Source organism: Streptomyces sp. Je 1-79 (genome assembly GCF_025195125.1).
Classification (GTDB): Bacteria; Actinomycetota; Actinomycetes; order Streptomycetales; family Streptomycetaceae; genus Streptomyces.
Genome location: NZ_JAMGSL010000003.1, coordinates 275,170 through 299,294 on the forward strand (window position 1 = coordinate 275,170; position 24,125 = coordinate 299,294).

General features: G+C 73.3%; 23 protein-coding genes. 11 read left to right on the top strand and 12 right to left on the bottom strand.

Going from position 1 to position 24,125, the window contains the following annotated elements; all coding sequences use genetic code 11:
* Positions 1–83: 83 nt before the first annotated feature.
* From M5362_RS06615 to M5362_RS06630, 4 genes are read right to left on the bottom strand one after another with little or no spacing between them, the layout of a single operon-like run.
* Positions 84–668 carry a TetR/AcrR family transcriptional regulator gene (locus tag M5362_RS06615; RefSeq protein WP_260226383.1) on the bottom strand — a complete coding sequence of 195 codons (585 nt, stop codon included), beginning with the start codon at positions 666–668 and terminating at the stop codon, positions 84–86.
* A 55-nt stretch (positions 669–723) separates the two neighbouring features.
* Positions 724–1,056, bottom strand: coding sequence for a nitrite reductase small subunit NirD (nirD, locus tag M5362_RS06620; RefSeq protein WP_260226384.1), 333 nt, complete (start codon positions 1,054–1,056; stop codon positions 724–726).
* Between the two features lie 6 nt (positions 1,057–1,062).
* On the bottom strand, positions 1,063–3,627 hold the full coding sequence (nirB, locus tag M5362_RS06625) for a nitrite reductase large subunit NirB (protein WP_260226385.1): 2,565 nt from the start codon (positions 3,625–3,627) through the stop codon (positions 1,063–1,065).
* 1 nt (position 3,628) lies between these two features.
* The gene (locus M5362_RS06630) at positions 3,629–4,825 is read right to left on the bottom strand and encodes an NAD(P)/FAD-dependent oxidoreductase (protein ID WP_260226386.1); all 1,197 of its coding nucleotides are present in this window, start codon (positions 4,823–4,825) and stop codon (positions 3,629–3,631) included.
* Between the two features lie 371 nt (positions 4,826–5,196).
* Here M5362_RS06630 and M5362_RS06635 point away from each other — a divergent pair, with 371 nt between their 5' ends.
* From M5362_RS06635 to M5362_RS06645, 3 genes are read left to right on the top strand one after another with little or no spacing between them, the layout of a single operon-like run.
* Positions 5,197–6,486: a ferric reductase-like transmembrane domain-containing protein gene (locus tag M5362_RS06635; protein WP_374214423.1), complete on the top strand. Its 1,290-nt coding sequence runs from the start codon at positions 5,197–5,199 to the stop codon at positions 6,484–6,486.
* A complete protein-coding gene (locus M5362_RS06640; protein ID WP_260226388.1) occupies positions 6,479–6,694 on the top strand; it encodes a hypothetical protein in 216 nt (71 codons plus the stop codon). The genes M5362_RS06635 and M5362_RS06640 overlap by 8 nt, the downstream gene beginning before the upstream one ends.
* Before the next feature lie 37 nt (positions 6,695–6,731).
* Entirely contained in the window at positions 6,732–7,511 is a 780-nt protein-coding gene (locus tag M5362_RS06645; RefSeq protein ID WP_260226389.1) for a TSUP family transporter, read from the top strand.
* Between the two features lie 80 nt (positions 7,512–7,591).
* Here M5362_RS06645 and M5362_RS06650 read toward each other — a convergent pair whose 3' ends face one another.
* From M5362_RS06650 to M5362_RS06670, 5 genes are all read right to left on the bottom strand, one after another.
* On the bottom strand, positions 7,592–8,209 hold the full coding sequence (locus tag M5362_RS06650) for a class F sortase (RefSeq protein ID WP_260226390.1): 618 nt from the start codon (positions 8,207–8,209) through the stop codon (positions 7,592–7,594).
* Positions 8,210–8,313: 104 nt separating this feature from the next.
* Entirely contained in the window at positions 8,314–8,820 is a 507-nt protein-coding gene (locus M5362_RS06655) for a hypothetical protein (protein WP_260226391.1), read from the bottom strand.
* 397 nt (positions 8,821–9,217) lie between these two features.
* Positions 9,218–9,616: a hypothetical protein gene (locus tag M5362_RS06660; RefSeq protein ID WP_260226392.1), complete on the bottom strand. Its 399-nt coding sequence runs from the start codon at positions 9,614–9,616 to the stop codon at positions 9,218–9,220.
* The gene (locus tag M5362_RS06665) at positions 9,613–11,319 is read right to left on the bottom strand and encodes a right-handed parallel beta-helix repeat-containing protein (RefSeq protein WP_260226393.1); all 1,707 of its coding nucleotides are present in this window, start codon (positions 11,317–11,319) and stop codon (positions 9,613–9,615) included. The genes M5362_RS06660 and M5362_RS06665 overlap by 4 nt, the downstream gene beginning before the upstream one ends.
* Before the next feature lie 110 nt (positions 11,320–11,429).
* Positions 11,430–12,188: an aminotransferase class IV gene (locus M5362_RS06670; RefSeq protein ID WP_260226394.1), complete on the bottom strand. Its 759-nt coding sequence runs from the start codon at positions 12,186–12,188 to the stop codon at positions 11,430–11,432.
* A gap of 90 nt (positions 12,189–12,278) precedes the next feature.
* On the opposite strand from M5362_RS06670, the gene M5362_RS06675 reads away from it, so the two are divergent.
* Genes M5362_RS06675 through M5362_RS06695 form a run of 5 tightly spaced genes read left to right on the top strand, consistent with a single transcriptional unit; the run spans position 12,279 to position 17,197 of the window.
* Entirely contained in the window at positions 12,279–12,878 is a 600-nt protein-coding gene (locus M5362_RS06675; RefSeq protein ID WP_260226395.1) for an NADPH-dependent FMN reductase, read from the top strand.
* A gap of 15 nt (positions 12,879–12,893) precedes the next feature.
* Positions 12,894–14,627, top strand: a complete 1,734-nt coding sequence (locus M5362_RS06680; RefSeq protein ID WP_260226396.1) for an ABC transporter ATP-binding protein — start codon at positions 12,894–12,896, stop codon at positions 14,625–14,627.
* Positions 14,624–16,459, top strand: a complete 1,836-nt coding sequence (locus M5362_RS06685) for an ABC transporter ATP-binding protein (protein ID WP_374214417.1) — start codon at positions 14,624–14,626, stop codon at positions 16,457–16,459. Before M5362_RS06680 ends, M5362_RS06685 begins: the two co-directional genes overlap by 4 nt.
* Before the next feature lie 13 nt (positions 16,460–16,472).
* Positions 16,473–16,805 (top strand): divalent-cation tolerance protein CutA, encoded by a 333-nt coding sequence (cutA, locus tag M5362_RS06690; protein ID WP_260226397.1) that lies wholly within the window; start codon positions 16,473–16,475, stop codon positions 16,803–16,805.
* Positions 16,802–17,197 (top strand): gamma-glutamylcyclotransferase family protein, encoded by a 396-nt coding sequence (locus M5362_RS06695; protein WP_260226398.1) that lies wholly within the window; start codon positions 16,802–16,804, stop codon positions 17,195–17,197. Before cutA ends, M5362_RS06695 begins: the two co-directional genes overlap by 4 nt.
* Here the strand turns inward: M5362_RS06695 and M5362_RS06700 are convergent.
* From M5362_RS06700 to M5362_RS06710, 3 genes are all read right to left on the bottom strand, one after another.
* Complete coding sequence (locus M5362_RS06700) at positions 17,151–19,247, bottom strand: molybdopterin oxidoreductase family protein (protein ID WP_260226399.1); 2,097 nt, start codon at positions 19,245–19,247, stop codon at positions 17,151–17,153. The two genes, M5362_RS06695 and M5362_RS06700, sit on opposite strands and share 47 nt — an antisense overlap.
* A gap of 95 nt (positions 19,248–19,342) precedes the next feature.
* A complete protein-coding gene (locus M5362_RS06705; protein ID WP_260226400.1) occupies positions 19,343–20,065 on the bottom strand; it encodes a vancomycin high temperature exclusion protein in 723 nt (240 codons plus the stop codon).
* A gap of 31 nt (positions 20,066–20,096) precedes the next feature.
* Positions 20,097–20,825, bottom strand: a complete 729-nt coding sequence (locus M5362_RS06710) for an aquaporin (RefSeq protein ID WP_260226401.1) — start codon at positions 20,823–20,825, stop codon at positions 20,097–20,099.
* A gap of 66 nt (positions 20,826–20,891) precedes the next feature.
* Between M5362_RS06710 and M5362_RS06715 the strand changes: the two genes are divergently transcribed.
* The 3 genes from M5362_RS06715 to M5362_RS06725 all read left to right on the top strand — a co-directional run bounded on the left by M5362_RS06715 (position 20,892) and on the right by M5362_RS06725 (position 24,024).
* A complete protein-coding gene (locus M5362_RS06715) occupies positions 20,892–21,581 on the top strand; it encodes a hypothetical protein (protein WP_260226402.1) in 690 nt (229 codons plus the stop codon).
* A 101-nt stretch (positions 21,582–21,682) separates the two neighbouring features.
* On the top strand, positions 21,683–22,585 hold the full coding sequence (locus M5362_RS06720) for a sirohydrochlorin chelatase (RefSeq protein WP_260226403.1): 903 nt from the start codon (positions 21,683–21,685) through the stop codon (positions 22,583–22,585).
* A gap of 125 nt (positions 22,586–22,710) precedes the next feature.
* On the top strand, positions 22,711–24,024 hold the full coding sequence (locus M5362_RS06725) for a deoxyguanosinetriphosphate triphosphohydrolase (protein ID WP_260226404.1): 1,314 nt from the start codon (positions 22,711–22,713) through the stop codon (positions 24,022–24,024).
* Positions 24,025–24,125: the final 101 nt, after the last annotated feature.

Consider the following 24,125-nt stretch of genomic DNA (forward strand, 5'->3'; position numbering starts at 1 on the left):
AACTCCCTAGGTTTCTTGACCGTACGTTCCAATATGAAGGCCCAAGAAAGGGGCGCCATGAGGCGCCCGTGAAAGGTCTTCCCTCAGTCCAGCAGCGTCAGCGCCTGCTCCGCCGCGTCGCGGACCCTGGCCGGGTCGCTCGACGCCTTGCCGACGACGCGCAGGCCCTGCGCCAGGACGAGGAGCATCCGGGCCAGCGCCCGCGGATCGCGGTCGGCGGGCAGCTCGCCCTGGGCCCGGGCCCGGACCAGCGAGGCGTGGAGCAGGGTCTCGATCTGCTCCCAGCTCAGCTCCACCCGGCGGGCCACCACCTCGTCGTGCGGGCCCAGTTCGGCCGCCGAGTTGGTGACGAGGCAGCCGCTCAGGCGGCTCTCGTCCGCCGCCGCCTCCGCGGCGAAGCGGCGGATCAGGGTCCGTACGGGCGGAAGCGCCGGCCCCGGTGCGGACAGCTCCTCCACCATCAGCCGGTCGCGTGACCGGAGGTAGCGGTCGAGCGCCTTCACGTACAGGGCGTGCTTGTTGCCGAAGGTGGCGTAGATGCTGGCGCGGCCGATTCCGAGCGCCTCGACGAGATGCGCCATCGTCGTCGCCTCGTAGCCGCGCGCCCAGAACAGCTCGAGAGCTGCCTGGAGCGCGGCGTCCGGGTCGAATTCCTTGGTCCTTGCCACGCGTCGACTCTAGGAGTATCTGGAACGAGCGGTCAAGTTGAAATGATCATTCGTTTCACACGGTGCGGACCGGGAACACCGCCACCGAAACACCGTCGTCGTCCAGGCACTTGCCCGTCTCCAGGTCGAAGCGCTGCTTCAGGAGCGGCGAGGCCACGAACGCCCGCCCGCCCGCCGATCCGAGCAGCCCCCGGGAGAGCACCTGGGCCCCGGTGAACGGGTCGCGGTTCTCGATCGCGTACGCCCGCCCGGACCGGTCCAGGAAGAGCGCCGCCTGCCGGCCGTCGGGGAGCAGCGCGGCCACGCCCCGGCCCGGGGTCAGCCGGGAGGCCTCGCAGACCGTCGTCCAGGCGTCGGCGTCGACGTCGTGGGAGAGTTCGAGATTCATCGGGCTTCAGACCCCTTCCAGAGTTCCGGCTCGCATGGTGCCGATGGTGAGGACCGTCAGGTCCGGCTTGATCTGGTCCCGCTCCGGGACGAACCGCACCGACGGGTCCGGCGCGTCCGGCGCGTTCACGAAGGAGACGAAGCGGCGCAGCCGCTCCGGGTCGTCCAGGGTCGCGGCCCACTCGTCCTGGTAGTCCGCGACATGGGCCGCCATCAGCGCCTCCAGCTCGTCGCAGAGCCCCAGCGAGTCGTGCACGACCACGTCCCGCAGGTGGTCGAGCCCGCCCTCGAGCCGCTCCAGCCACACCGAGGTGCGCTCCAGGCGGTCGGCGGTACGGATGTAGAACATCAGGAACCGGTCGATCAGCCGCACCAGTTCGGCGTCCGACAGGTCCTGCGCCAGCAGGTCCGCGTGGCGCGGGGTCGCGCCGCCGTTGCCGCCCACGTACAGGTTCCAGCCGTTCGCCGTCGCGATGACGCCGAAGTCCTTGGACTGCGCCTCCGCGCACTCCCGGGCGCAGCCGGAGACCGCCGACTTGAGCTTGTGCGGGGAGCGCAGCCCCCGGTAGCGCAGCTCCAGCTGGATCGCCATCTTCACGGAGTCCTGGACGCCGTAGCGGCACCAGGTCTGCCCCACGCAGGACTTCACCGTGCGCAGCGACTTGCCGTAGGCGTGGCCCGACTCGAAGCCCGCGTCGACCAGCCGGGTCCAGATCGCCGGGAGCTGGTCCACCCGGGCGCCGAACAGGTCGATCCGCTGACCGCCCGTGATCTTGGTGTACAGCCCGAAGTCGCGCGCCACCTCGCCGATCACGATCAGCTTCTCCGGGGTGACCTCGCCGCCCGGTATGCGCGGCACGACCGAGTACGAGCCGTTGCGCTGCATGTTCGCGAGGAAGTGGTCGTTGGTGTCCTGGAGGGCGGCCTGCTCGCCGTCGAGGATGTACCCGCCCGCCCCGATCACCGGCGCGAGGCTCGCCAGGATCGAGCCGACCGTCGGCTTGCAGACCTCGCAGCCCTCACCGCCCCGAGCCTCCGGCCGGCCGTGCGAGTCGAGCAGCTCCGCGAAGGAGGTCAGCCGCAGCGTGCGGGTGATCTCGTACAGCTCGGTGCGGGTGTACGAGAAGCAGCCGCACAGCCCCTTGTCCGCCGGCTCCGGCAGCAGCTGGCCGATGAGCTTCACGCAACTGCCGCAGCCCGTACCGGCCTTGGTGCACTTCTTCACCTCCGGCAGCGTCGCGCACTGGCTGATCGCGTGCTTGGTGACGTTGTGGCAGGAGCAGATGACCGCGTCGTCCGGCAGCGCGGACGGGCCGAGCGCGACCGGCGCGCCCGCGCCCGCCGGGAGCACCAGCTGCTCGGGGGAGACGGGCGGCACGGAGCCGGTGAGCGGGCGCAGCATCCCGTACGAGTCGGCGTCACCGACCAGGACACCGCCGAGCAGCACCCCGTCCCCGTCGACCACGAGCTTCTTGTAGACCCCGGAGCGGGAGTCGGAGTAGACGACGTCGAGGCAGCCCTCCGTCGTGCCGTGGGCGTCGCCGAAGGAGGCCACGTCCACACCGAGCAGCTTCAGCTTGGTCGACATGTCGGCACCGGTGAAGGAGCGCTCCTCGGCCTCGTCGGCGATCGCCGCGGCCACCGTCAGCGCCATCTCGTACCCGGGCGCCACCAGGCCGTACACCCGGCCGTCCGAGGCCAGCGCGCACTCGCCGATCGCGTACACGGACGGGTCGGAGGTCCGGCACGTGTCGTCCACCGCGATGCCGCCGCGCTCGCCGACCGTCAGACCGCAGTCACGCGCCAGCTGGTCCCGGGGCCGTACGCCCGCCGAGAAGACCACCATGTCCGTGGCCACCTCGGAACCGTCCGACAGGCGCATCCCGGTGACCGCGCCGTTCTCGGTCACCACCTCCTGCGTGCCGGTGCCGGTGTGGACCGTCAGCCCCATCTGCTCGATCGTGCGCAGCAGCGCCGCGCCACCGCCCTCGTCGACCTGCACCGGCATCAGCCGGGGCGCGAACTCCACGACGTGGGTGTCGAGTCCGAGCCCCTTGAGCGCGCCCGCCGCCTCCAGACCGAGCAGGCCGCCGCCGACGACCGCGCCGGTCGTCGCCGTCTTCGCGTACTCCTCGATCGCGAGCAGGTCCTCGATCGTCCGGTACACGAAACAGCCGCGGGCGTCCTTGCCGGGGACCGGCGGCACGAAGGGGTACGAACCGGTGGCCAGGACGAGGGTGTCGTACGGGAAGACCTGCCCGGAGCGGGCGGTGACCGTACGGGCCGCGCGGTCGACCGACTCGGCAGGGTCGCCGACGTACAGCTCGATGCCGTACTTCTCCATGAAGCCGTTCTCGACCATCGACAGGTCCTCGGGGGTCCGGCCGTTGAAGTACGAGGTCAGCTGCACGCGGTCGTAGGCGGGACGCGGCTCCTCGCAGAGCACGACGACCCGCGCGCGCTCGGTGACGCCCCGGTCGGCGAGCGCCTCCAGGAACCGCTGGCCGACCATGCCGTGGCCGACCAGGACGACGGTGGGCACGGTGGGGGTGTGGACGGGCGTGGTCGACATCTCAGGAGCCTCCGTCATGGGTGAGCAGGTGAAGCAGGGGAGCCTGCGGGAGGGCCTCGTCGCCCTCCCAGGCCTGGGCGAGGGTGCCGACCGCCGCGAGATCGCCGAGCAGTACCCCGCCGACCAACCGGTCACCGCGGACGACGACCTTCCGGTAGGCCCGGCGGGTGGCGTCGGTCAGCTGGACGACGTCGTCCCCGGGCAGCGGTGTGGCCTCGCCGAACGCGGCCAGGTCGAGCGACTCGGGCCCGCCGAGCGTGAGCCGGGTCAGGGCGCGGGTGCCGGTGTAGGCGGGCCGGGCCCCGGACGCCCCGGGGCGCAGGACGTCCGCCAGCGCGTCCGCCTGTTCCAGGGCCGGGCCGGCCAGGCCGTAGACCCGGCCGTCGTGCTCGGCGCAGTCGCCTACGGCGTGGATGTACGGGTCGGAGGTCCGCAGCTCGTCGTCGACGACGATGCCCTTACGGACCTCCAGGCCGGCCTCCAGGGCCAGACCGACGCGCGGCCGGACCCCGCAGGCGACGACCACGACCTGGGCGTCGAGCACGAATCCGTCGGCGAGTTCGACGGCCGTGACCGCGCCGTCCTCCTGCCGCAGACCGCTGACCCGGCACTCGGTGTGCACCTCGACGCCGAGGGATTCCACGTGCTCCCGCAGCAGCTCCGAGGCCTGGGCGTCGAGCTGACGCTCCATGAGCCGCTCGCCCTGCTGGGTCAGCACGACCTCCGCGCCGAGGGCGGCCAGCGCCCGGGCCGCCGAGACCCCGAGCAGACCGCCGCCGATGACGACCGCGCGCACGCCCGGCCGCACCAGCCTCCGCAGCTCCAGGCAGTCGTCGAGGGTACGGAAGGGGTGGACGCCCGACGGCAGCACCGAGCCGCGCAGCCCGCGCAGCGGCGGCAGCACCGGGTTGGAGCCGGTCGCCAGGACCAGCCGGTCGTAGCCGACCTCCGTCCCGTCCGCGCACTCCACGGTCCGGGCGGCCCGGTCGATCCGCACCGCCCGCACCCCGCGCCGCACCGGCTCCCGCGGAGCGGGCAGCGCGATCACCTCGGGGGCGTACCGGCCGGCGAGGACGTCCGCGAGCAGCACCCTGTTGTACGGTGCGTGCGGCTCTTCGCCGAGGAGGGTGACAGGCAGGCGCTGGGCGAGCCGGACGCCCGCCGTTCCGCCTCCGACCACCACGATCCGTGTACTCATGACACGAAGAGTGCGGGGCGGGTGTTACCCGTCGGCATCCCGACTGTTTCCCGCACGGAACGCTGATCTCCGCTCCGCCGGGATCGCACTGTGAGGTGCGCGGGTGTGAGGCTTAACCCGTGGTCAGAGTCTCCTCAAGGGGACCTTAAGGATCGCGGGGGAGGGGCTGAGCTGCGGTTTCGTATACCTCGGGGACCCTAGTGTCGGCTCTCGTGACGACCGAGGTTCAGGAACCCAGCCATCCGGCGCTTGCCGCGTATCTGGCGGCGCGTGGTGTGCGGGAGGAGGGCCGGGTGCGGCCCGGCGGGGGGTTGTGCCCACCCGTTCCGCCCTGCGGAACGACTGCCCGCAACCCGAGGGTCGCGCCCGACCTGCTGCGGCGCGCCGTCGTCGGCGGGGCCGGGGTCGTGGCCCTCGGCTGGGGGGTCCAGGCGGAGACCTCCGCGCGGCTCGACGCCGTCTTCGCGAGCGGCGCCCATCTCACCGGGCTGCTCGCCGGCTACGGCGTGCTGGTCATGCTCTTCCTGATGGCCCGGGTCCCCGCCGTCGAGCACGGGGTCGGCGCCGACCGGCTCGCCCGCTGGCACTCCCTCGGCGGCCGGTACACCCTCGGCCTCGTGGGCGCCCACGCGCTGCTCGCGCTCTGCGGGTACGCCGTGCACACCCGTACCGACCTGGTCACCGCCGCCGGCGAGCTGCTCTCCTACCCCGCGCTCGCCGCCGCCACCGCCGGGACCGCCCTCCTCGTCGCCGTCGGCGTGACCTCCGCCCGGGCCGCCCGGCGGCGGCTGCGCCACGAGACCTGGCGGGCGGTCCATCTGCTCAGCCACCTCGCCGCCGCCCTCGGCTTCGTGCACCAGCTCGCCGGACCCGACCTCACCGGGAGCGTGCTCGCGCTCTGGGTCTGGTCGATGGCGCACGCCACCGTCGCCGTCCTCCTCGTCTGGTACCGGATCGTCGTCCCCGTCCGGCAGGCGCTGCGCCACGGGCTGCGGGTGACCGAGGTCCGCGACGAGGGCCCGGGCGTCGTCTCGGTGACCGTCCGGGGAACCGGTCTGGAGCGGCTGTGCGCCGAACCCGGCCAGTTCTTCCGCTGGCGGTTCCTGTCCCGAAGGCTCTGGCGCACCGCGCTGCCGTTCTCCCTCTCGGCGCCCGTCCGCGACGACACCCTGCGGATCACCGTCAAGGCGCTCGGCGACCACACCCGTCGGATCCGGCGGCTGCGAGCCGGCACCCGCGTCCTCGCCACCGGCCCGTTCGGCGCGCTCACCGCCCACCGCCGCACCCGCCGCAAGGTGCTCCTGCTGGCCGGAGGCGTGGGCATCACCCCGATGCGGGCGCTGTTCGAGACCCTGCCCGGCGGGCCCGGCGACGTGACGCTGCTCTACCGCGCCTCCGACGCCGAGGGGCTCGTCCTGCGCGAGGAGCTGGAACGGATCGCCCGCGAACGGGAGGCCGCCCTGCACTACCTCCTCGGCCCGTCCGACGCCTCCTTCGACCCCCTCGCCCCGCAGGCCCTGTGCAACCTCGTGCCCGACCTCGCCGCCCACGACGTCTATCTCTGCGGGCCGCCCGCGATGGCCCAGGCCGCCACCGCATCGCTCGTCCGGGCCGGGGTCCCCGCCCGCCGCATCCACACCGAGGACTTCAGCCATGACTGACCACCGCGCCAAGCACCGCATACGGCACCGCGCCCGGCGCGTCCATGCCGCCGACCGCGCCAGACGGCAGGTCGCCGCCGGGCTCCTCGCCGCCGGCGCCCTCGCCGCGACCTTCCTCACGGTCGCCGTCGAACCGGACGCGCCGCCCGCGCCCGACCGGTCGCCGGCCGGCGCAACCTCAGACGTAGCTCAACTCTCCGGAGATTGATGGACGGCACACCCATCTCCTCCCTAGGCTCGCGAGCATGCCTGACATATCCCTGACCACGCTCGTCCTGCTCTGCCTCGCCGCGCTCGTGGCCGGCTGGATCGACGCCGTGGTCGGTGGGGGAGGGCTCCTTCTGCTGCCCGCGCTGCTCCTCGGGATCCCGCAGGCCGGGGCCGCGCAGATCCTCGGCACCAACAAGGCGGTCGCGATCGTCGGTACGACCGGGGCCGCCGTCACGTACGTACGCAAGGCGCCGGTCCAGGTGAGGACGGCGGTACGGATCGGGCTCGCGGCCCTCGCAGGGTCCATGGCCGGAGCCTTCTTCGCGGCCGGGATCAGCAACGACGTGCTGCGACCCGTGATCATGGTGGTGCTGGTCGGCGTGGCCGCGTTCGTGATGCTGCGGCCGTCCTTCGGGACGCAGGCGGAGACCAAGGCCCCCGTCGGCCGGGCACGGGTCGTCACCGCGATCGTGGTCGTCGGCGGCGGGATCGGCTTCTACGACGGCCTGTTCGGTCCGGGCACCGGCACGTTCCTGGTCCTCGCGCTGACCGCCGTACTCCATCTCGACCTGGTGACCGCCTCCGCCACCGCCAAGATCGTCAACGTCTGCACCAACGCGGGCGCGCTCGCGATGTTCGCCTACCAGGGCAGTGTGCTCTGGCAGCTGGCGGCGGTCATGGCCGTCTTCAACCTGGCCGGCGGGATGGTCGGGGCACGGATGGCGCTCAGCAAGGGTGCCGAGTTCGTCCGCGGGGTGCTGCTGTTCGTCGTCTTCTCGCTGGTCGCGAAGCTCGCCTTCGACCAGTGGTCGTGAGGCGGCGGGGCCTCAGAGGGTGAGGGGGCGGGGCCTCAGAAGGCGGGTCCAGAGGCGGCACAGCCTCAGGAGGCGGGGCCTCAGCGCACGCCGATGAGGTGGCCGAAGGCGACCACGTTGCCCTGGTAGCCGGACTTCTTGGTGAAGCCGCCGCCGCAGGTGATCACGCGCAGCTCGGCCCGGTCCGCCTCGCCGTAGACCTTCCGGTCGGGGAAGTCCTCGTTCTCGTACACCTCGACGGCGTCGATCGTGAACACGGCGGTCCGGCCGTCCTGGCGGTCCACCTCGATCCGGTTGCCCTTCTCGAGCGCGCCGAGGGCGTAGAAGACGGCGGGGCCCCGCGCGTTGTCGACATGGCCGGCGACGATCGCCGTGCCCTCGGCGCCCGGCGTCGTGCCGTTCTCGTACCAGCCGGCCAGGTTGCGGTCGTCCGCCGGAGGTACCTCCAGGGCGCCGCCCTCGGCCAGGCCGAGCCGCATCATGGGCGTGTCCACGTCGATCTCGGGGATGCGGAGCCGGACGGGCGCGGAGGGCGGCAGCGGGTCGGCGGCCGCGGTGGTGTGCGCGTTCGGGCCCGCGGCGAACGCCTGCGCGGCGGACGGAACCGGCGGGGTGACGTTCTCCGAGCCGTTCTGGACGAGCCAGAGACCGACGCACACGGCGACGGCTATGCCCCAGCCCTTGCTCCTGTTGTTCACGTTCTGCCCTCTCGGGGTGGTGCGGGGAACGGGGCCCCGGGTGTGGCCCTGCCCCCGCCGGGCCTCGTTCGGGCGCGCGGCGGGGGCAGGGCGTGCGGTACGTCTCAGCCGTCCTGCGCGCCGCTCGCCCGGCGGCGCAGGAGCCACGTACCGCCGACGGCAGCCGCGGCCAGCACCGCCGCGCCCGCCGCGATCTGGGTGGTGTCGGGGCCGACGCTGCCTCCGACACCGGTACTCACATGGCCGCTGGGGGTCTTGTGCTTGACCTCCAGCTCGCCGCGCGCCGTCTTGCCGTTGTCGCAGGCGACGCTGATCCAGTACGTACCGGCCTTGGCGTGGTGCGGGACCGTGAACTGGCCGACCACGACCTCCTTGTGCGTGCTCGGGTTCAGCTGGAAGTCGCCCGCTCCGAGGGACTGCGCGTCGCCCACGCCGTGCCCGTGCTTGCCGCAGGCGAGGGTGTTGACGGTCACGGTGGTGCCCGGGGTCGCGGAGGACGGGTAGACCTCCAGGGTCCCGGAGTCCCCGGCGTACGCGGCGGGGGCGCCGAGGGCACCGATGGCGGCGACCGTCAGCGCGGTACCGGTGAGCAGGCGGGCAGTGGTGCGCATGGGGTCCTCCGGGGCGCGCGAGCGGTCATGCCGGGGAGGCCTCCCGAGAGGGACTTCCCGGGACCTGCCTCCTAGGACCGAGATAAGAGCCCCGGCGCGCCGCGCGCCTGCTGATGGAGGGTCAGAATTACTCCGTCCGGTACGGTGTGTCGCCTTGCCCGACCGGTGTTTACGCAGGTCAGTGCGGGTTGTGGCGGACGAGGTGACGATCCGTGTCGAACGGGTGACGTCGACGGGCCCCCGACCGGACGCCCGTGCCGAGGTCCGAGGATGCGGGCCCGCGCGGAGGTGCTCCCCGCACGAAGGAGCGCGGGCCCCGTGCGGGGAGCTTCCGCACGAAGGCGCGCGGGTCCCGCGCGAAGGTGCTCCCCGCGCGGGACCCGTGCCGCCGTGTGCGTCAGGCGATGAGCCCCTCGATCGCCGCGCGGGCCCACTCCTGGGCGCCCACCGTCGTGCCGGCGGCGACGCCGCTCGCGACGGGGACCAGCGCCCCCCGGAGCGTGGCGAGCGCGCGCCGCACCCTGCCCGCCTCGGGCTCCGGCTGGGTGATCACCTCCAGGACCTCACCGGCCGCGGCCTCGGCGTCCTCGCGGTCCTGCTGGGCGAGACCCGCCTCGGGCAGCTGCCGGAGCAGTTCGGCGACCCGCTGGGCCAGCGCCTCGTAGCCCGCGGCGACCTCGCCGTTGACCTGCTGGTTCTGGGTGGCCGTCTCGTTGTTCCAGGCGAACTGGGTGTTCGAGACCCCGCCGTGGATCACGGGACCTTCGTAGTGGTGTTCGTTCCGTGGCTCGCTCATGCTGCGGGACCGTCCTCTGTCGTCTGGTTCTGGGTGACGTTGTCGTTGCCCCACGCGAACTGGGAGTTGATGACCGGTCCGGTGATGACAGGGCCGTGGTGGTGGTTGATGATCGTCGGGTTCTGCTCCTCGGTGCGGATGGTCTTCCGGACGACCGGCAGCGACGTCCGCAGTCCGACCAGTTCGACACGCCCGTTGTGCAGGACGGCGGGCCCCTCCGGCCCGTCCACGGAGCAGTCGACCAGCCGGCCGGCGCTCCTGTCGGCGAAGGCCGCGCCCGCGGTCGCGCAGCCGGTGAACGCGGAGTCCGCGACGTCCAGGTAGCCGGACTCGCTCCCGGAGAGCCCGGCCCCCTCGGATCCGGTCACGGTGAGGTTCCGGGCGAAGAGCTTCGCCTTGCCGGACGCCGCCGCCCCGCCGATGCTCACCGTCCTGACCTCGCAGTCGTGCAGGAGGAGCTGGGCCTCCTCGCCGGCGAAGAAGCCCACCCCGCCGCGCTCCACCACGGCCTTCCTGAGCGTGACCCGGGACTCGCCCAGCGCGGTCACCGCGGTCTCGACGTCGCGGAACACCGCGTCGGTGAGGTCGGCCGTCGTGCCGCCGTCCCCCTTGGTGTCCAGGCCCAGCGTGCAGCGGTCCACCCGGACGTCCGTGAACACGCCGCCGGATCCGTTCCAGACGCGCAGCGCGGAGTTGGTCAGGCCCTCGACCCGGATGCCGGTGAACCGGCCCCGTGCCGACTCCGTCACGGCGACGCCGACATTGCCTCCCGAGATGTGGCAGTCGCGGACCTCCGGCGCCCCGCCGTGCGCGGAGAAGACCGCGATGTTGCCCGCGCGGACGATGTGGCAGCCTTCGAACGTGCCACGGGCCGACGTCTGGACGTTGATGCCGGAGTCGCGGCAGTCGGTGAGCGTACAGCCGCGCACCACAGGGTTCGCGCCGCTCGCCGCCCCGATCCCGTGCTGCGCGTCGGTGACGCGTGTGCGGTCCACGGAGCCCCGGGACTGCTCGACGAACATGACGCCCTCCGCGTGCACGGCGCTGATCGCGCAGTCGGCCACGGTGAGTTCCGCCCGCGTGTCGGCCATCAGGGCCGAGTTCCCGGTGCCGGTCAGCTCGCAGCCGGTCACCTCGGCCCGGGCGTCGCAGACGCGCACCCCGTGGATCCGGCTGCCCTCGATCCGGCTGCCGCGGACGGCGACGCGGGCGCCCTCGATCACGGCGACCGCGTTGTCGGCGGCGTCGGTGAAGCGGCATCGCTCGATCAGCCCGGCCGACGCGGTGAAGAGCGTGCGGCCGTGCAGGAGGACGCTGTCCCGCAGGGTGACGTGGGTGTTCGGCCGCGCGTGCGTCCCGGCGCCGCCCGGCGTCCGGACCTCCACGTGGTCGAGGGTGAGGGCGCCCGCCAGGCAGGCGACGGTGTCGGCCTCGGTGTCACGGCCGGTCAGTACGAGACCTTCGACGTGAACCGATCCCGCGGTCTCCAGTACCGTCCCGCGCAGTCGGCTCACCACGACGGAGCCCGGGCCGTCGACCGCGACCAGCCGGACCTCGCCCCGGACGGTGAGGCTCTCCTCGTAGTGCCCGGGCGCGATCTCGATCAGCGCGGCCCGGCCCCGGGCGGCGGCGCGCAGCGCGGAGGTGATGTCGGGATGCGCGCGACGACCGCCCCCCGGCGAGACGACGTACCTCGCGACCATCTCCGGACCCCCATGTCACCCATCCGCACCGTCGATGCTACCCGGAGCGAGCACCGAACGCCCCCTGATACAGAGCGTGTTGCCAGCTCGTGGGGCCGTCGTCCGGCGCCCTACAAGCGCTCCCACGGCACCGACTCGTACGCCTCGTACACCCGCCCCATCAGCCCCTCGTCCACCGCGAACCCGAGCGTGTCGATCCCGCCCACCGGGGAGATCCCCCGGGAGTTCGTCACGAACGCGGCCCGCATTCCCGGCAGGTCGTCCGTCGTCACCCGTCGCCGCACGGACCCCAGGCGCTCCTCCAGGAGCGCCATGGTGATGCCCGTGAGGCAGGGGGCCGAGGGCCAGATCACCGATGTGCCGTCCCAGAAGGCGATGTTGGTGACCGCGCCCTCCGCGATCTCGCCGTCCCGGGAGACCAGCAGGGCGTCGTCGTACCCCTCGCGTCGCGCCGACTCGCCGTAGTAGGACTGGCCGAAGCCGCCCAGGTGCTTGATGTGGGGAGCGGGGCGCCAGTAGTCGACGGACTTCAGGCGCTGCGGGGTACGGGGCGCGGTGGCCGGGTCGCGGAGGACCACCACGAGGCGGACGCCCTCGTAGACGTACACCCGCGCGGTCGCGTCCCGCCGGCCCGTCGTCCGCAGCGCGCCGGTCAGGAGCCGTCGGACGTGCTCGCCGTCGATGCCCTGCCCGAAGAGCTCGCGGGTGGAGCGGTCCAGGCGGTCGACGTGCAGGCCGAAGCCGCGTACCCGCCCGTCGCGTACCTGCATCGCGGTGAAGTGGCCGAAGCCGCTCAGCAGCGTGGCGAGGAGCGCGGGATCGGCCGCCGGGGCACCGTCGATCTCGATGTGCGGGGGAGGTGTCGTCATGGCTCTCACGGTATGCCGGGCCGAGGTTCGGAACCGCGCCGGAGAACGGCGCTTGACCTCAACCAAACTTGAGGTAACAGGATCCCCGGCATGGATATCGCACGCACGAACTCCACGCCCCTCAAGCTCGCCGTGATCGTCGCCAGCAACCGTGAAGGCCGGTTCGCCCCCGTCATCACCGACTGGTTCCGCGCCCGTGCCGCCGAACGCAGCGACTTCACCGTCGATGTCGTCGACCTCGCCGCCGTCGACCTGCCCACGGCCCTCTCCCACCACCCCGACGCCACGGTCGTCGCCGAACTCGCCAAGGTCTCACCGGTACTCGCCGACGCGGACGCCTTCGTCGTCGTCACGCCCGAGTACAACCACTCCTTCCCCGCCTCCCTCAAGTCGCTGATCGACTGGCACTACACCGAGTGGCAGGCCAAGCCCGTCGGCTTCGTCTCCTACGGCGGGATCTCCGGCGGCCTGCGCGCCGTCGAGCAACTGCGCCAGGTCTTCGCCGAGATGCACGCCGTGACCGTCCGCGACACGGTCTCCTTCCACAACGCCCACGGCCACTTCGACGAGGACGGACGCCACAAGGACCCCACCCGTCCCGATGCCGCCGCCAAGACGATGCTCGACCAGCTCGCCTGGTGGGCGCACTCCCTGCGGGACGCCAAGTCCGTCCGCCCCTACGGCGCCTGAGAAGGAGCCACACCCATGCTGCTCCGTCTCGTCGTCGGCCGGCTCCGGCCCTACCGGCGCACCCTGGCCCTCGTCGTCCTCCTCCAACTCGTCCAGTCCCTCGCCTCCCTCGCCCTCCCCACCCTCAACGCCGACGTCATCGACAACGGCGTGCTGCGCGGCGACACCGCCCATGTCCTCACCGGTGGCGCCCAGATGGCCGCCGTCACCCTCCTCCAGGCCGCCGCCGCTGCCGGCGCCGTCTACTTCGGCGCCAAGATCGCCATGGGCGTCGCCCGTGACCTGCGCGCCGCCGCCTTCCGGCGCGTCCAGGACTTCTCCGCACGGGAGATGAGCCGCTTCGGCACCGCCTCCCTCATCACCCGCACCACCAACGACGTCCAGCAGGTCCAGACGTTCGCCGTCCTCGTCCTGACGATGCTCGTGGCGGCACCCCTGATGAGCGTCGGCGGCATCGTGATGGCCCTCGACCAGGACGTCCCGCTCGCGCTCCTGCTCCTGCTCTTCGTCCCGCTCATGGCCGGCGCCGTCGGCGCCGTCGTCCTGCGCATGCGGCCGCTCTTCCGCGGCATGCAGGAACGCGTGGACCGGGTCAACCGGGTGATGCGCGAGCAGATCACCGGCATCCGGGTCGTCCGCGCCTTCGTCCGCGACCGCCACGAGCAGAACCGATTCGGCGCCGCCAACGACGAACTCCGCGCGGTCGGACTGCGGGTCGGCCGGCTCCAGGCCCTGATGTTCCCGATCGTGCTGATCGTCTGGGAACTCTCGACCGTCGCCATCATCTGGGCGGGCGCCCACCGGATCGAGTCCGGGGCCCTGCAGGCCGGTTCGCTGATCGCGTTCCTCGGCTATCTGCTCCAAATCATGATGTCGGTGATGATGGTCCTCTTCCTGCTGATGCACATGCCCCGCGCCGAAGTCAGCGCCGAACGCATCCAGGAGATCCTCGCCACCGAGTCCTCCGTCTCCGCCCCCGAGGCACCCGTCCACGCGCTGCACGGGCCGGGACGACTCGACATCCAGGACGCCGACTTCAGCTATCCCGGAGCCGAGGAACCCGTCCTGCGCTCCGTCAGCCTCAGCGCCCGGCCCGGCCGCACCACCGCCGTCATCGGCTCCACCGGCAGCGGCAAGACCACCCTCCTCGGCCTCGTCCCCCGGCTCTTCGACGCCACCGGCGGCCGGGTCACCGTCGGCGGCGTCGACGTCCGCGCCATGGACGCCGCGCTGCTCGCCCGTACCGTCGGACTCGTCCCGCAGAAGCCGTACCTCTTCTCCGGCACGGTCGCGAGCAACCTGCGGTACGGGAAGCCCGAGGCGACCGACGAGGAACTGTGGCACGCCCTGGAGGTCGCCCAGGCCGCCGACTTCGTGACGAAGCTCCCCGAGGGGCTCGACGCGCCGGTCGCGCAGGGCGGCACCAACCTCTCGGGCGGCCAGCGCCAGCGCCTCGCCATCGCCCGCGTCCTCGTCGCCCGCCCCCAGGTGTACCTCTTCGACGACTCCTTCTCCGCCCTCGACTACCGCACCGACGCGCTGCTGAGGGACGCCCTCAAGGCGGAGACCGCCGACGCGACCGTCGTCATCGTCGCCCAGCGCGTCTCCACCATCCGGGACGCCGACCGGATCGTCGTCCTCGACCAGGGCCGCGCCGTCGGCAGCGGAACCCACGAGGAACTCATGCGGGACAACGCCACCTACCGGGAGATCGTCCTCTCCCAGCTCACCGAGGAGGAAGCAGCGTGAGTGCCCCTCAGCGCCGGGGACCGGCCGTACAGCAGCGCGGTCCCGGCATCAGCACCCCGTCCCTCGAACGCTCCCTCGACTTCCGCTCCTCCGGCCTGCGCCTCCTGCGCACCATGGCCCCCGACCGTGCCCGGCTGCTCGGGGTGGTCGCCGCCGCCGCGGCGAGCGTCCTCCTCGCCGTCCTCAGCCCGCTGATCCTCGGCCACGCCACCGACCTCGTCATCACCGGCGCGGCGGGCCCGGACGGCGTCGACTTCCGCGCGGTCGGCCAGGCCCTCACCGCCGCCTTCGCGGCCGTCGCCGGCTCCGCCGCGCTCACCTGGGTGCAGCAGCGGCTCGCCACCACCGTCGTCCAGCGGGCCGGGCACCGGCTGCGCGCCGAGGCCCAGGCCAAGCTGGCCCGGCTGCCGCTCTCGTACGTCGACCGGCAGCCGCGCGGCGAGGTCCTCAGCCGCACCACCAACGACATCGACAACATCACCCAGACCCTCCAGCAGGCCTTCAGCCAGATGGTCCGGGCACTGCTCACGATCGTCGGCGTGCTGGTGATGATGTGGTGGATCTCGCCGCTGCTCGCCCTCGTCGCCCTCACGACCGTCCCGCTCTCGCTGCTGGTCGCGGCGCGGATCGGCAAGCGCGCCCAGCCGCAGTTCGTGAAGCAGTGGGCCGTGACGGGCCGCCTCAACAGCCATGTCGAGGAGATGATCACCGGGCACGCGGAGGTCGTCGTCTTCGGGCGGCGCGACGCGGCCGTGGCCCGCTTCGACGAGCTCGGCGAGGAGCTGTACGCGGCGAGCTTCCGCGCCCAGTTCATCTCCGGCTTCATCCAGCCCGCCCTCACCTTCGTCGGCAATCTCAACTACGTCCTGATCGCGGTCGTGGGCGGGCTGCGGGTGGCGAGCGGAACGCTGAGCGTCGGCGACGTGCAGGCGTTCATCCAGTACTCGTACGAGTTCAGCGGTCCGATCAACCAGGTCGCCGCGATGGCCAACCTGCTGCAGTCCGGGGTCGCCTCCGCCGAGCGGGTCTTCGACCTCCTCGACGCGGAGGAGGAGTCCCCCGCGCCCGAGGGCGCGCCGCTCCGGGAGACGGCCGGCGGACGGGTCTCGTTCGAGAAGGTCGCCTTCCGCTACGAGCCGGAGAAGCCGCTCGTCGAGGACCTGTCGCTGACGGTGGAGCCGGGCCAGACGGTCGCGATCGTCGGCCCGACCGGCGCCGGCAAGACGACGCTGGTGAACCTGCTGATGCGGTTCTACGAGGTGACCGGCGGCCGGATCTCCCTCGACGGCGTGGACGTGGCGGGGATGTCCCGGGAGGACCTCCGGTCCGGGATCGGCATGGTCCTCCAGGACACCTGGCTCTTCGGCGGCACGATCGCCGAGAACATCGCCTACGGAGCGAGCGGGACGGTCACCCGGGAGCAGATCGAGGAGGCCGCCATGGCCACCTACGCCGACCGGTTCGTCCGGACCCTGCCCGACGGCTACGACACGGTCCTCGACGAGGACGGCGCCGGGCTCAGCGCCGGTGAGAAGCAGCTGATCACCATCGCCCGGGCGTTCCTGTCGGATCCGGCGATCCTGGTCCTCGACGAGGCGACCAGCTCGGTCGACACCCGCACCGAGGTCCTCATCCAGCGGGCCATGTCCTCCCTCCGGAAGGGCCGCACCTCGTTCGTGATCGCCCACCGGCTCTCCACCGTCAGGGACGCGGACGTGATCCTGGTGATGGAGAACGGCTCCATCGTCGAACAGGGCACGCACGAGGAACTCCTGGCGACGGGCGGCGCGTACGCCCGGCTGTACGCGGCCCAGTTCGCGGCCGCGGCCTGAGTACGGTGAGGGGGTGACTCTCGCATGGACCGTGACCACCACCACCGACAGCGCCGCCAAGGCACAGGAGCTCGCACGCGGGGCGGTCGAGGCCCGACTCGCCGCCTGCGCGCAGGTCTCCGGGCCGATCACCTCCGTCTACCACTGGCGGAACGCGATCGAGACCGAGGAGGAGTGGCGGATCCTCTTCAAGACCACCGAGGCGCGGTACGAGGAGCTTCAGGCCCACCTCCTCGCCGCGCACGACTACGACACGCCGGAGATCGTCGCCACCGCCGTGGTCCGGGCCTCGGCCGCGTACCTGGAGTGGGTCGAGGCCGAGACGGCCCCGGTGCCCGCGGAATGACCGGGCTGCCGTTCTTCGTCTACGGCACGCTCCGGCCGGGGGAGTACAACCACGACCGGTTCCTCCTGGGCCGCACGGCCCGGGAGGAACCCGCCCGGCTCCCGGGCGCGCTGCTGTACGACGGACCCGGCTACCCCTACGCCGTGCCGGGCGAGGGCCTGGTCGCGGGCGACCTGGTGACCGCGGCGCCCGGGGAGTACGACGGACTCCTCGCCGTACTCGACCGGGTGGAGCTCCCCGCCGGGTACGAGCGGGCGGAGCGCGAGGTCGTACGGGTCCGGGACGGCGCGGCCGTCCGGGCCTGGGTCTACTTCGCGGCGCCCGGCGCCCCGTACGGACCGCTCATCAGGGGCGGGGACTGGCGGGCTCGACCCGCACCGCGCACGTCTTGAACTCGGGCATCCGGGAGACGGGGTCGAGCGCGGGGTTGGTGAGGGTGTTGGCCCGCCCCTCGCCCGCCCAGTGGAACGGCATGAAGACCGTGTCCGGCCGGATGGCCGTGGTGATCCGCGCGGGCGCGACCGCCCGCCCGCGCCGTGACACGACGGCGACCCGCTCGCCCTCGCCGACCCCGATCCGCTCGGCGAGCCGCGGATGCAGCTCCACGAACGCGCCGGGCGCGGCGGCGTTCAGCTCGGCGACCCGCCGTGTCTGCGCCCCGGACTGGTACTGCGCGACGACCCGGCCGGTGGTCAGCACGACCGGATAGTCGGCGTCGGTCTCCTCGGCGGCCGCCCGGTGCACGACCGGCACGAAGCGGGCCCGCCCGTCGGGTGTCGCGAACCGGTCGAGGAAGAGCCGGGGGGTTCCCGGGTGGGCAGCGCCGTCGGCGGGCTCCGGGCAGGGCCAGAAGACGCCGTTCTCCTCGCGGATGCGGCGGTAGCTGATGCCGGAGTAGTCCGCGGGGCCGCCCGCCGACGCGCGCCGGAGTTCGTCGAAGACCTCCTCCGGGTCCGTCGGGAACCCCTTCTCGTGCCCGAGCAGCCGCGCGAGGCCGTGCAGGACCTCCAGGTCGGTGCGGATCCCGTCCGGCGGGGTGATCGCCCGCTGCCGCAGCAGCACCCGGCCCTCCAGGTTGGTCGTGGTCCCCGTCTCCTCCGCCCACTGGGTGACCGGCAGGACCACGTCCGCCAGCTCCGCCGTCTCCGACAGGACGACGTCCGCGACCGCCAGGAAGTCGAGCGAGCGCAGCCGGCCCTCGATGTGGGCGGCGCGCGGTGCCGAGACGACGGGGTTGGAGCCCATGAGGAGCAGCGACTTCACGTCACCGCCCAGCGCGTCCAGGAGTTCGTACGCGCTGCGGCCGGGTCCCGGCAGCGATGCGGGGTCCACCCCCCACACGCCGGCCACGTGCGCCCGTGCCGCCGGGTCGTCCAGCTTGCGGTAGCCGGGCAGCTGGTCGGCCTTCTGGCCGTGCTCACGCCCGCCCTGGCCGTTGCCCTGCCCGGTGAGGCACCCGTACCCGCTCAGCGGGCGGCCCGCGCGGCCGGTCGCGAGGCAGAGGTTGATCCACGCGCCGACCGTGTCCGTGCCCTTCGACTGCTGCTCCGGGCCGCGGGCGGTGAGCACCATCCCGGTCTCCGCGTCGCAGAACATCCGCATGGCGTCGCGGAGCTGCGGCACCGGCACGCCGGTGATCCGCTCGACCAGCTCCGGCCAGTGCGCCATCGCCCCGGCCCTGGCCGCCTCCCATCCCTCCGTGCGGTCCCGGACGAACTCCTCGTCCACCCGGCCCTCGGAGACGACCAGGTGCAGCAGGCCGAGGGCGAGCGCGAGGTCGGTGCCGGGGCGCGGCGCGAGATGGAGGTCGGCCTGTTCGGCGGTGCGGGTGCGGCGCGGGTCGATGACGATCAGCTTCCCGCCGTTCGCCTTCAGCTCGGTGAGGTAGCGCAGCGCGGGAGGCATGGTCTCGGCCAGGTTGGAGCCGACGAGGATCACGCAGCCGGTGCGCGGGATGTCCTCCATCGGGAAGGGGAGCCCCCGGTCGAGTCCGAACGCCCGCTGGTGGGCGGCGGCCGCGGACGACATGCAGAAGCGTCCGTTGTAGTCGATCTGCGAGGTGGCGAGCACGACCCGGGCGAACTTGCCCAGGGTGTACGCCTTCTCGTTGGTGAGGCCGCCGCCGCCGAAGACCCCCACGGCATCGGGTCCGTGGTCGGCGCGGGTCCGGCGAAGCCCCTCGGCGACGGCGGCGAGTGCCTCCTCCCAGGTGGCCGACTTCAGGGCGCCTGTGTCAGGGCATCGGACCAGGGGCCCGGTCAGCCTGACCCGGGAGGAGAGTACGGCCGGGGCGGTGCGGCCCTTGCCGCACAACGCGCCCCGGTTGACGGGGAAGTCGGGGCGGTCGACCACCTCCACCGAGCCGTCCGCCGGGCGCAGGTTCATGCCGCACTGGAGGGCGCAGTAGGGGCAGTGCGTGGGGGTGGTGACAGCCTCGGACATGGGATGAGCGTGCGTCGTGCGTGTTACGGGAGGCGGCGCGCCGCATTACGCCTCCGGTACGTCGGGCTCCGCCGCGCACCGCCCGGGGGGTGAGGTCAGCCCGCCGAGGCGAGCGCCTCCGTCACACCCTCCTCGCGCTCCCCGAGGAAGTGCGGATCCGGCCGCAGTGCCGCGTCCATCGCCGCCTTGCCCGCCGCGACGAGCTCCCGGACGCCGCCGTAGTAGAAGACGGAGTCGTGGGGCTCGACGACCTTGACCCCGTAGGAGTCGATTCCGGCCGCGGCGCAGAGGGCGACGGCCCGTTTGATGTGGAAGTCCTGGGTGACGAGGACGGCCCGGTCGACCCCGAAGATCTTCTTCGCGCGGACGCAGCTGTCCCAGGTGTCGAAGCCCGCGTAGTCGCTGACGATCCGGCCGTCGGGCACCCCGCGCTCGGTGAGGTACGCGCGCATCGCGTCGGGCTCGTCGTACTCGACGCGGCTGTTGTCCCCGGTGACGAGGACGACCTTGACCTTGCCCGCGCGGTACAGCTCGGCGGCGGTGTCGAGCCGGTGCGCGAGGTACGGCGTCGGCCGCCCCTTCCAGAGTCCGGCGCCGAAGACGACGGCGACGTCCCGGGCGGGTACGTCGGCGGTGGTCCGGAGCCGGCCGTCGGCGACGGCGTGTGTCCAGGTGGCGGGCGCGAGGGCGAGGACGGTGCCCAGCATGACGGCCTGGACGGTACGGCGGCGGGCCCGCCGGGTGCGGGGGAGCAGGGTGCTCGGGCGCGCCGGCAGCGTGACCCGCTTCAGCCGGGCGGGTACGCGTACGCGTCGCATGGACGAACCTCCGTGGATCTTGCCTGTCCCGTCACCCTGTCCGACGCGAATCGGGGCCGTTCGGTTCGCCGCCGCCGTACAGAAGGGCGGCGAGCGCGATGCCGAGCACGGTGCCGAGGAGCTGCGCCGCCACGAATCCGGGCAGGGAGCCGGGGGCTATCCCGGTGAAGGAGTCGGAGAGGGCGCGGCCGACGGTCGCCGCCGGGTTGGCGAAGGAGCCCGAGGAGGTGAACCAGATCGCCGCCGCGATGTAGGCGGCCACCGCGACCGGCGCGAGCGCGGGGCGGCCGATGCGGCGCAGCCCCAGGACGAGCAGGACGAGCCCGGCGGTGGCGACCGTCTCGCCGATCAGGAGATGGGGGTCCGAGCGGACCTGGGTGGACCAGGTGCCGGGTGCCCGCCCGAACATCGTCTCGGCGAGCAGGGCGCCCGCGACCGCGCCGACGAGCTGGGCGGCGCAGTAGGCGGCGGCCTCGCGGACGCCGGGGGCGTTCTCCTCGCCCCGGCGGGCCCACCACTCGCAGAGGGTGACGGCGGGGTTGAAGTGGCCGCCGGAGAGGGGGCCGAGGAGAGCGATGAGGATGCCGAGGCCGATCGCGGAGGCGAGCGAGTTGGCCAGCAGGCTCACGCCCACGTCCGGGCTGAGGGCCTCGGCGCGGATGCCGGAGCCGACGATGACGGTGACGAGGGCGGCGGTGCCCACGAGTTCGGCGGCGACGCGCCGGGAGAGCCCGGGCAAGGCGATCGGAGTTCTTCGCATGGTGGAAAAGATATTCCGCCAGATAAAAGAATGAAGGGGAGAGGGGGAAAGCCGTACGATCCGCAGATGATCACCGAGGCCGTACCGAACAACGCCCGCTGGTGCGAGGCGATGTGCCGCGCCCACGGCCGCCCCGGGACCTTCGGCCCGCGCGCCTGGACCAACGCGCGCCGCACGCCGCTGTACTACCCGGACGCCGTGACGCTGACCGCCGACGCCTCGGTACGGGACGTCCTCGACGGCATCGACCGCAGCGCCCCCGGCGCCTCGGTCAAGGACTCCTTCGCCCGGCTCGACCTGTCCGCCGAGGGCTTCTCCCTCCTCTTCGAGGCGCGCTGGATCCACCGGCCCGCCGGACTCCCGCTGCCGGCGGCGGCTGAGGCGCGCTGGCGGGCCGTCCGCACCCCGGCCGAACTCGCCGACTGGGCGACCGCCTGGAGCGGCGGGGACGCGGACGAGGCCGCGCTCTTCCGCGCCGAACTCCTCGCCGACCCGGAGACGACCGTCGTGGCGGGCTACGGGGCGGACGGCCGGATCGTCGGAGGAGCGGTGCTCAGCGAGAGCGGCCGGGTGACCGGCGTCTCCAACCTCTTCGCCGCCGACGGCACCGACCCGGCCGAGGCCTGGGCCGGCTCCCTGACCCTCGTACGGGACGGCCGCGCCGTCGTCGGCTACGAGGCGGGCGACGACCTGCCGCCCGCGCTCTCCGTGGGCTTCGAGGAGACCGGCCCCCTGCGGGTCTGGCTCGACGCCTGACGCCGCGCCTGACAGCGACGCCCCCCGGCGCGTGAGCCCACGGAAAACACTCGTGACGCCCGCGCAACGGGACGGCAACGCGACACCGGCAGGATCGGGGCATGACGGAGCCGTACAGCACGTTCGACAGCACCGCCGAGCTGCTCGGCACGATCACCACGCAGCTCGGCGACCAGCTGAGCACCGTCCACCCCTGGGGACACGCCTACGGCGCGGCCCGCGGGGACGGCGCCCCGAGGCCGCCCCGGGCCGCCCGGCACGGCGGCCCCACCCTCGTCGCCGTGGGCCACGGCAGCCGCGACCCGCGCGCCCGGGCCGCCCTCTCCCAGCTGGTCGAACGGGTCCGTGAGCTCCGCCCCGGACTCGACGTGCGCCTCGCGCACATCGAGCTGAACGCGCCGCTCCTCACCGACGTCCTCGACGACCTGGCGGCGGGGGAGCAGGACGCCGTCCTCGTCCCGCTGCTCTTCGGACCCGGCTACCACGTCAAGCACGACCTGCCCGGCGCCGCCGCCGCCGTGCCCGACGGCCGGGTCCGGATCGCCGCGCCGCTCGGCCCGCACCCGCTGCTCGTCGAGGCGCTCGCCGACCGCCTCGCCGAAGCCGGCTGGACCTCCGAGGACAGCGCCTCGCGCTCCACCGGCGTCGTCCTCGCGGCGGCCGGATCCCGCGACCCCGAGGCCCTCGACGCCGTCCGCCGCATCGCCGCCGCACTGGGCGAGCGGCTCGGCGGCGTCCCCGTCGTCCCCGCCTACGCCTCCGCCGCCACGCCCACCGTCCCCGAAGCGCTGCGCCTCCTCGCCGCACGCGGCCGCCACCGGGCCGCCGTCGCCTCCTGCTTCACCGCCCCCGGCCTCTTCGCCGGCCGCGCCGCCGCCCACGCCCCCTGGATAGCCGCCGCCCCGCTCGGCGACCACCCCGCCCTCGCCCGGCTGGTCCTCCACCGCTACGACCGGTCCCTCACCGCCCCCGCGAGCCCCCGTCGCCAACTCACCACCGCGTAGGCGCCCGCCCACGCCCCGAGGCCCGCCCTGGCACGCACTGTCCGTCCCTCCGGGGGTAGGCGCCCGCCCACGCCCCGAGGCCCGCCCTGGCACGCACTGTCCGTCCCTCCGGTTACCTTCGGTGCATGGAAGGCTTCACGGACACCCCAGGCATCACGGACACCCCCGGCTACGACGACCCCTCCACCGAGCGCTGGGCCGCCGAGCCGGACAAGCGGCCGGGGCGGACCGCCTTCCAGCGGGACCGGGCACGGGTGCTGCACTCCAGCGCCCTGCGCAGACTCGCCGGCAAGACCCAGGTCGTCACCCCCGGCTCCCTCAGCCACGCCTGGGACGCCAGCCCCCGCACCCGGCTCACCCACTCCCTGGAGTGCGCCCAGGTCGGACGCGAACTCGGCGCCGCGCTCGGCTGCGACCCCGATCTCGTCGAGGCCGCCTGCCTCGCCCACGACATGGGCCACCCGCCCTTCGGGCACAACGGAGAGGTCGCGCTCAACGACTTCGCCAAGGACTGCGGCGGCTTCGAGGGCAACGCCCAGTCCCTCCGGCTGCTCACCCGGATCGAGCCGAAGCGGTTCATCGCCGACCCCGCCACCGGCCGCCCCGTCAGCGTCGGCCTCAACCTCACCCGCGCCACCCTCGACGCCGCCACCAAGTACCCGTGGCCGCGCGGCGGGCACCCCCAGAACCCCGACTCGCCCAAGTTCGGCGTGTACGAGGACGACCTCCCCGTCTTCACCTGGGCCCGCGAGGGCGCCCCCGCGCGCCGCAAGTGCTTCGAGGCCCAGGTCATGGACTGGTCCGACGACGTGGCCTACTCCGTGCACGACTTCGAGGACGGCCTGCACGCGGGCCACATCGACCCGAACATGCTCTTCGCCGAGCCCGAGCGCGCCGACATCTGGGCCGTCGCCATCGGCCGCTACGTCCCGGACGACACCGATCCGCAGGAGCTCGCCGAAGCACTCGACCGGCTCGTCGACCAGGACTGGTGGCCGCACGGCTACGACGGATCGGCCGTCGCCCAGGCCCGCCTCAAGGACGCCACCAGCCAGCTGATCGGCCGCTTCTGCCTCGCCGCCGAGGGCGCCACCCGCCAGGCCTTCGGCACCGGCCGCCTCACCCGCTACGCGGCGGAGCTCGTCGTCCCCCGCGAGACCCGCAACGAATGCGCCGTTCTCAAGGCCGTCGCCGACCGGTACGTGATGCAGCGCGCCGAGCAGGAGGCGCTCCGCGCGGACCAGCGCATCGTCCTCGCCGAACTCGCCGAGGAGCTCACCGCCCGCGCCCCCGAGAGCCTCGACCCGCAGTTCCGCGCCCTGTTCGACGCGGCGGACGACGACCGCTCACGCAAGCGGGTGATCATCGACCAGATCGCCTCCCTCACCGACGCCTCCGCCCGCACCCTCCACGCCCACCTCCGCCGGCGCCGCGCCTGAGGCGCGCGCGGGGACCCCGCCCTCTTTCGTCATCACGCTCCGTGCGGGACGCTCGGCGCAGGGCCCGAGGCGGTACGGCTCGCCGAACGCCCGGAGGCGTA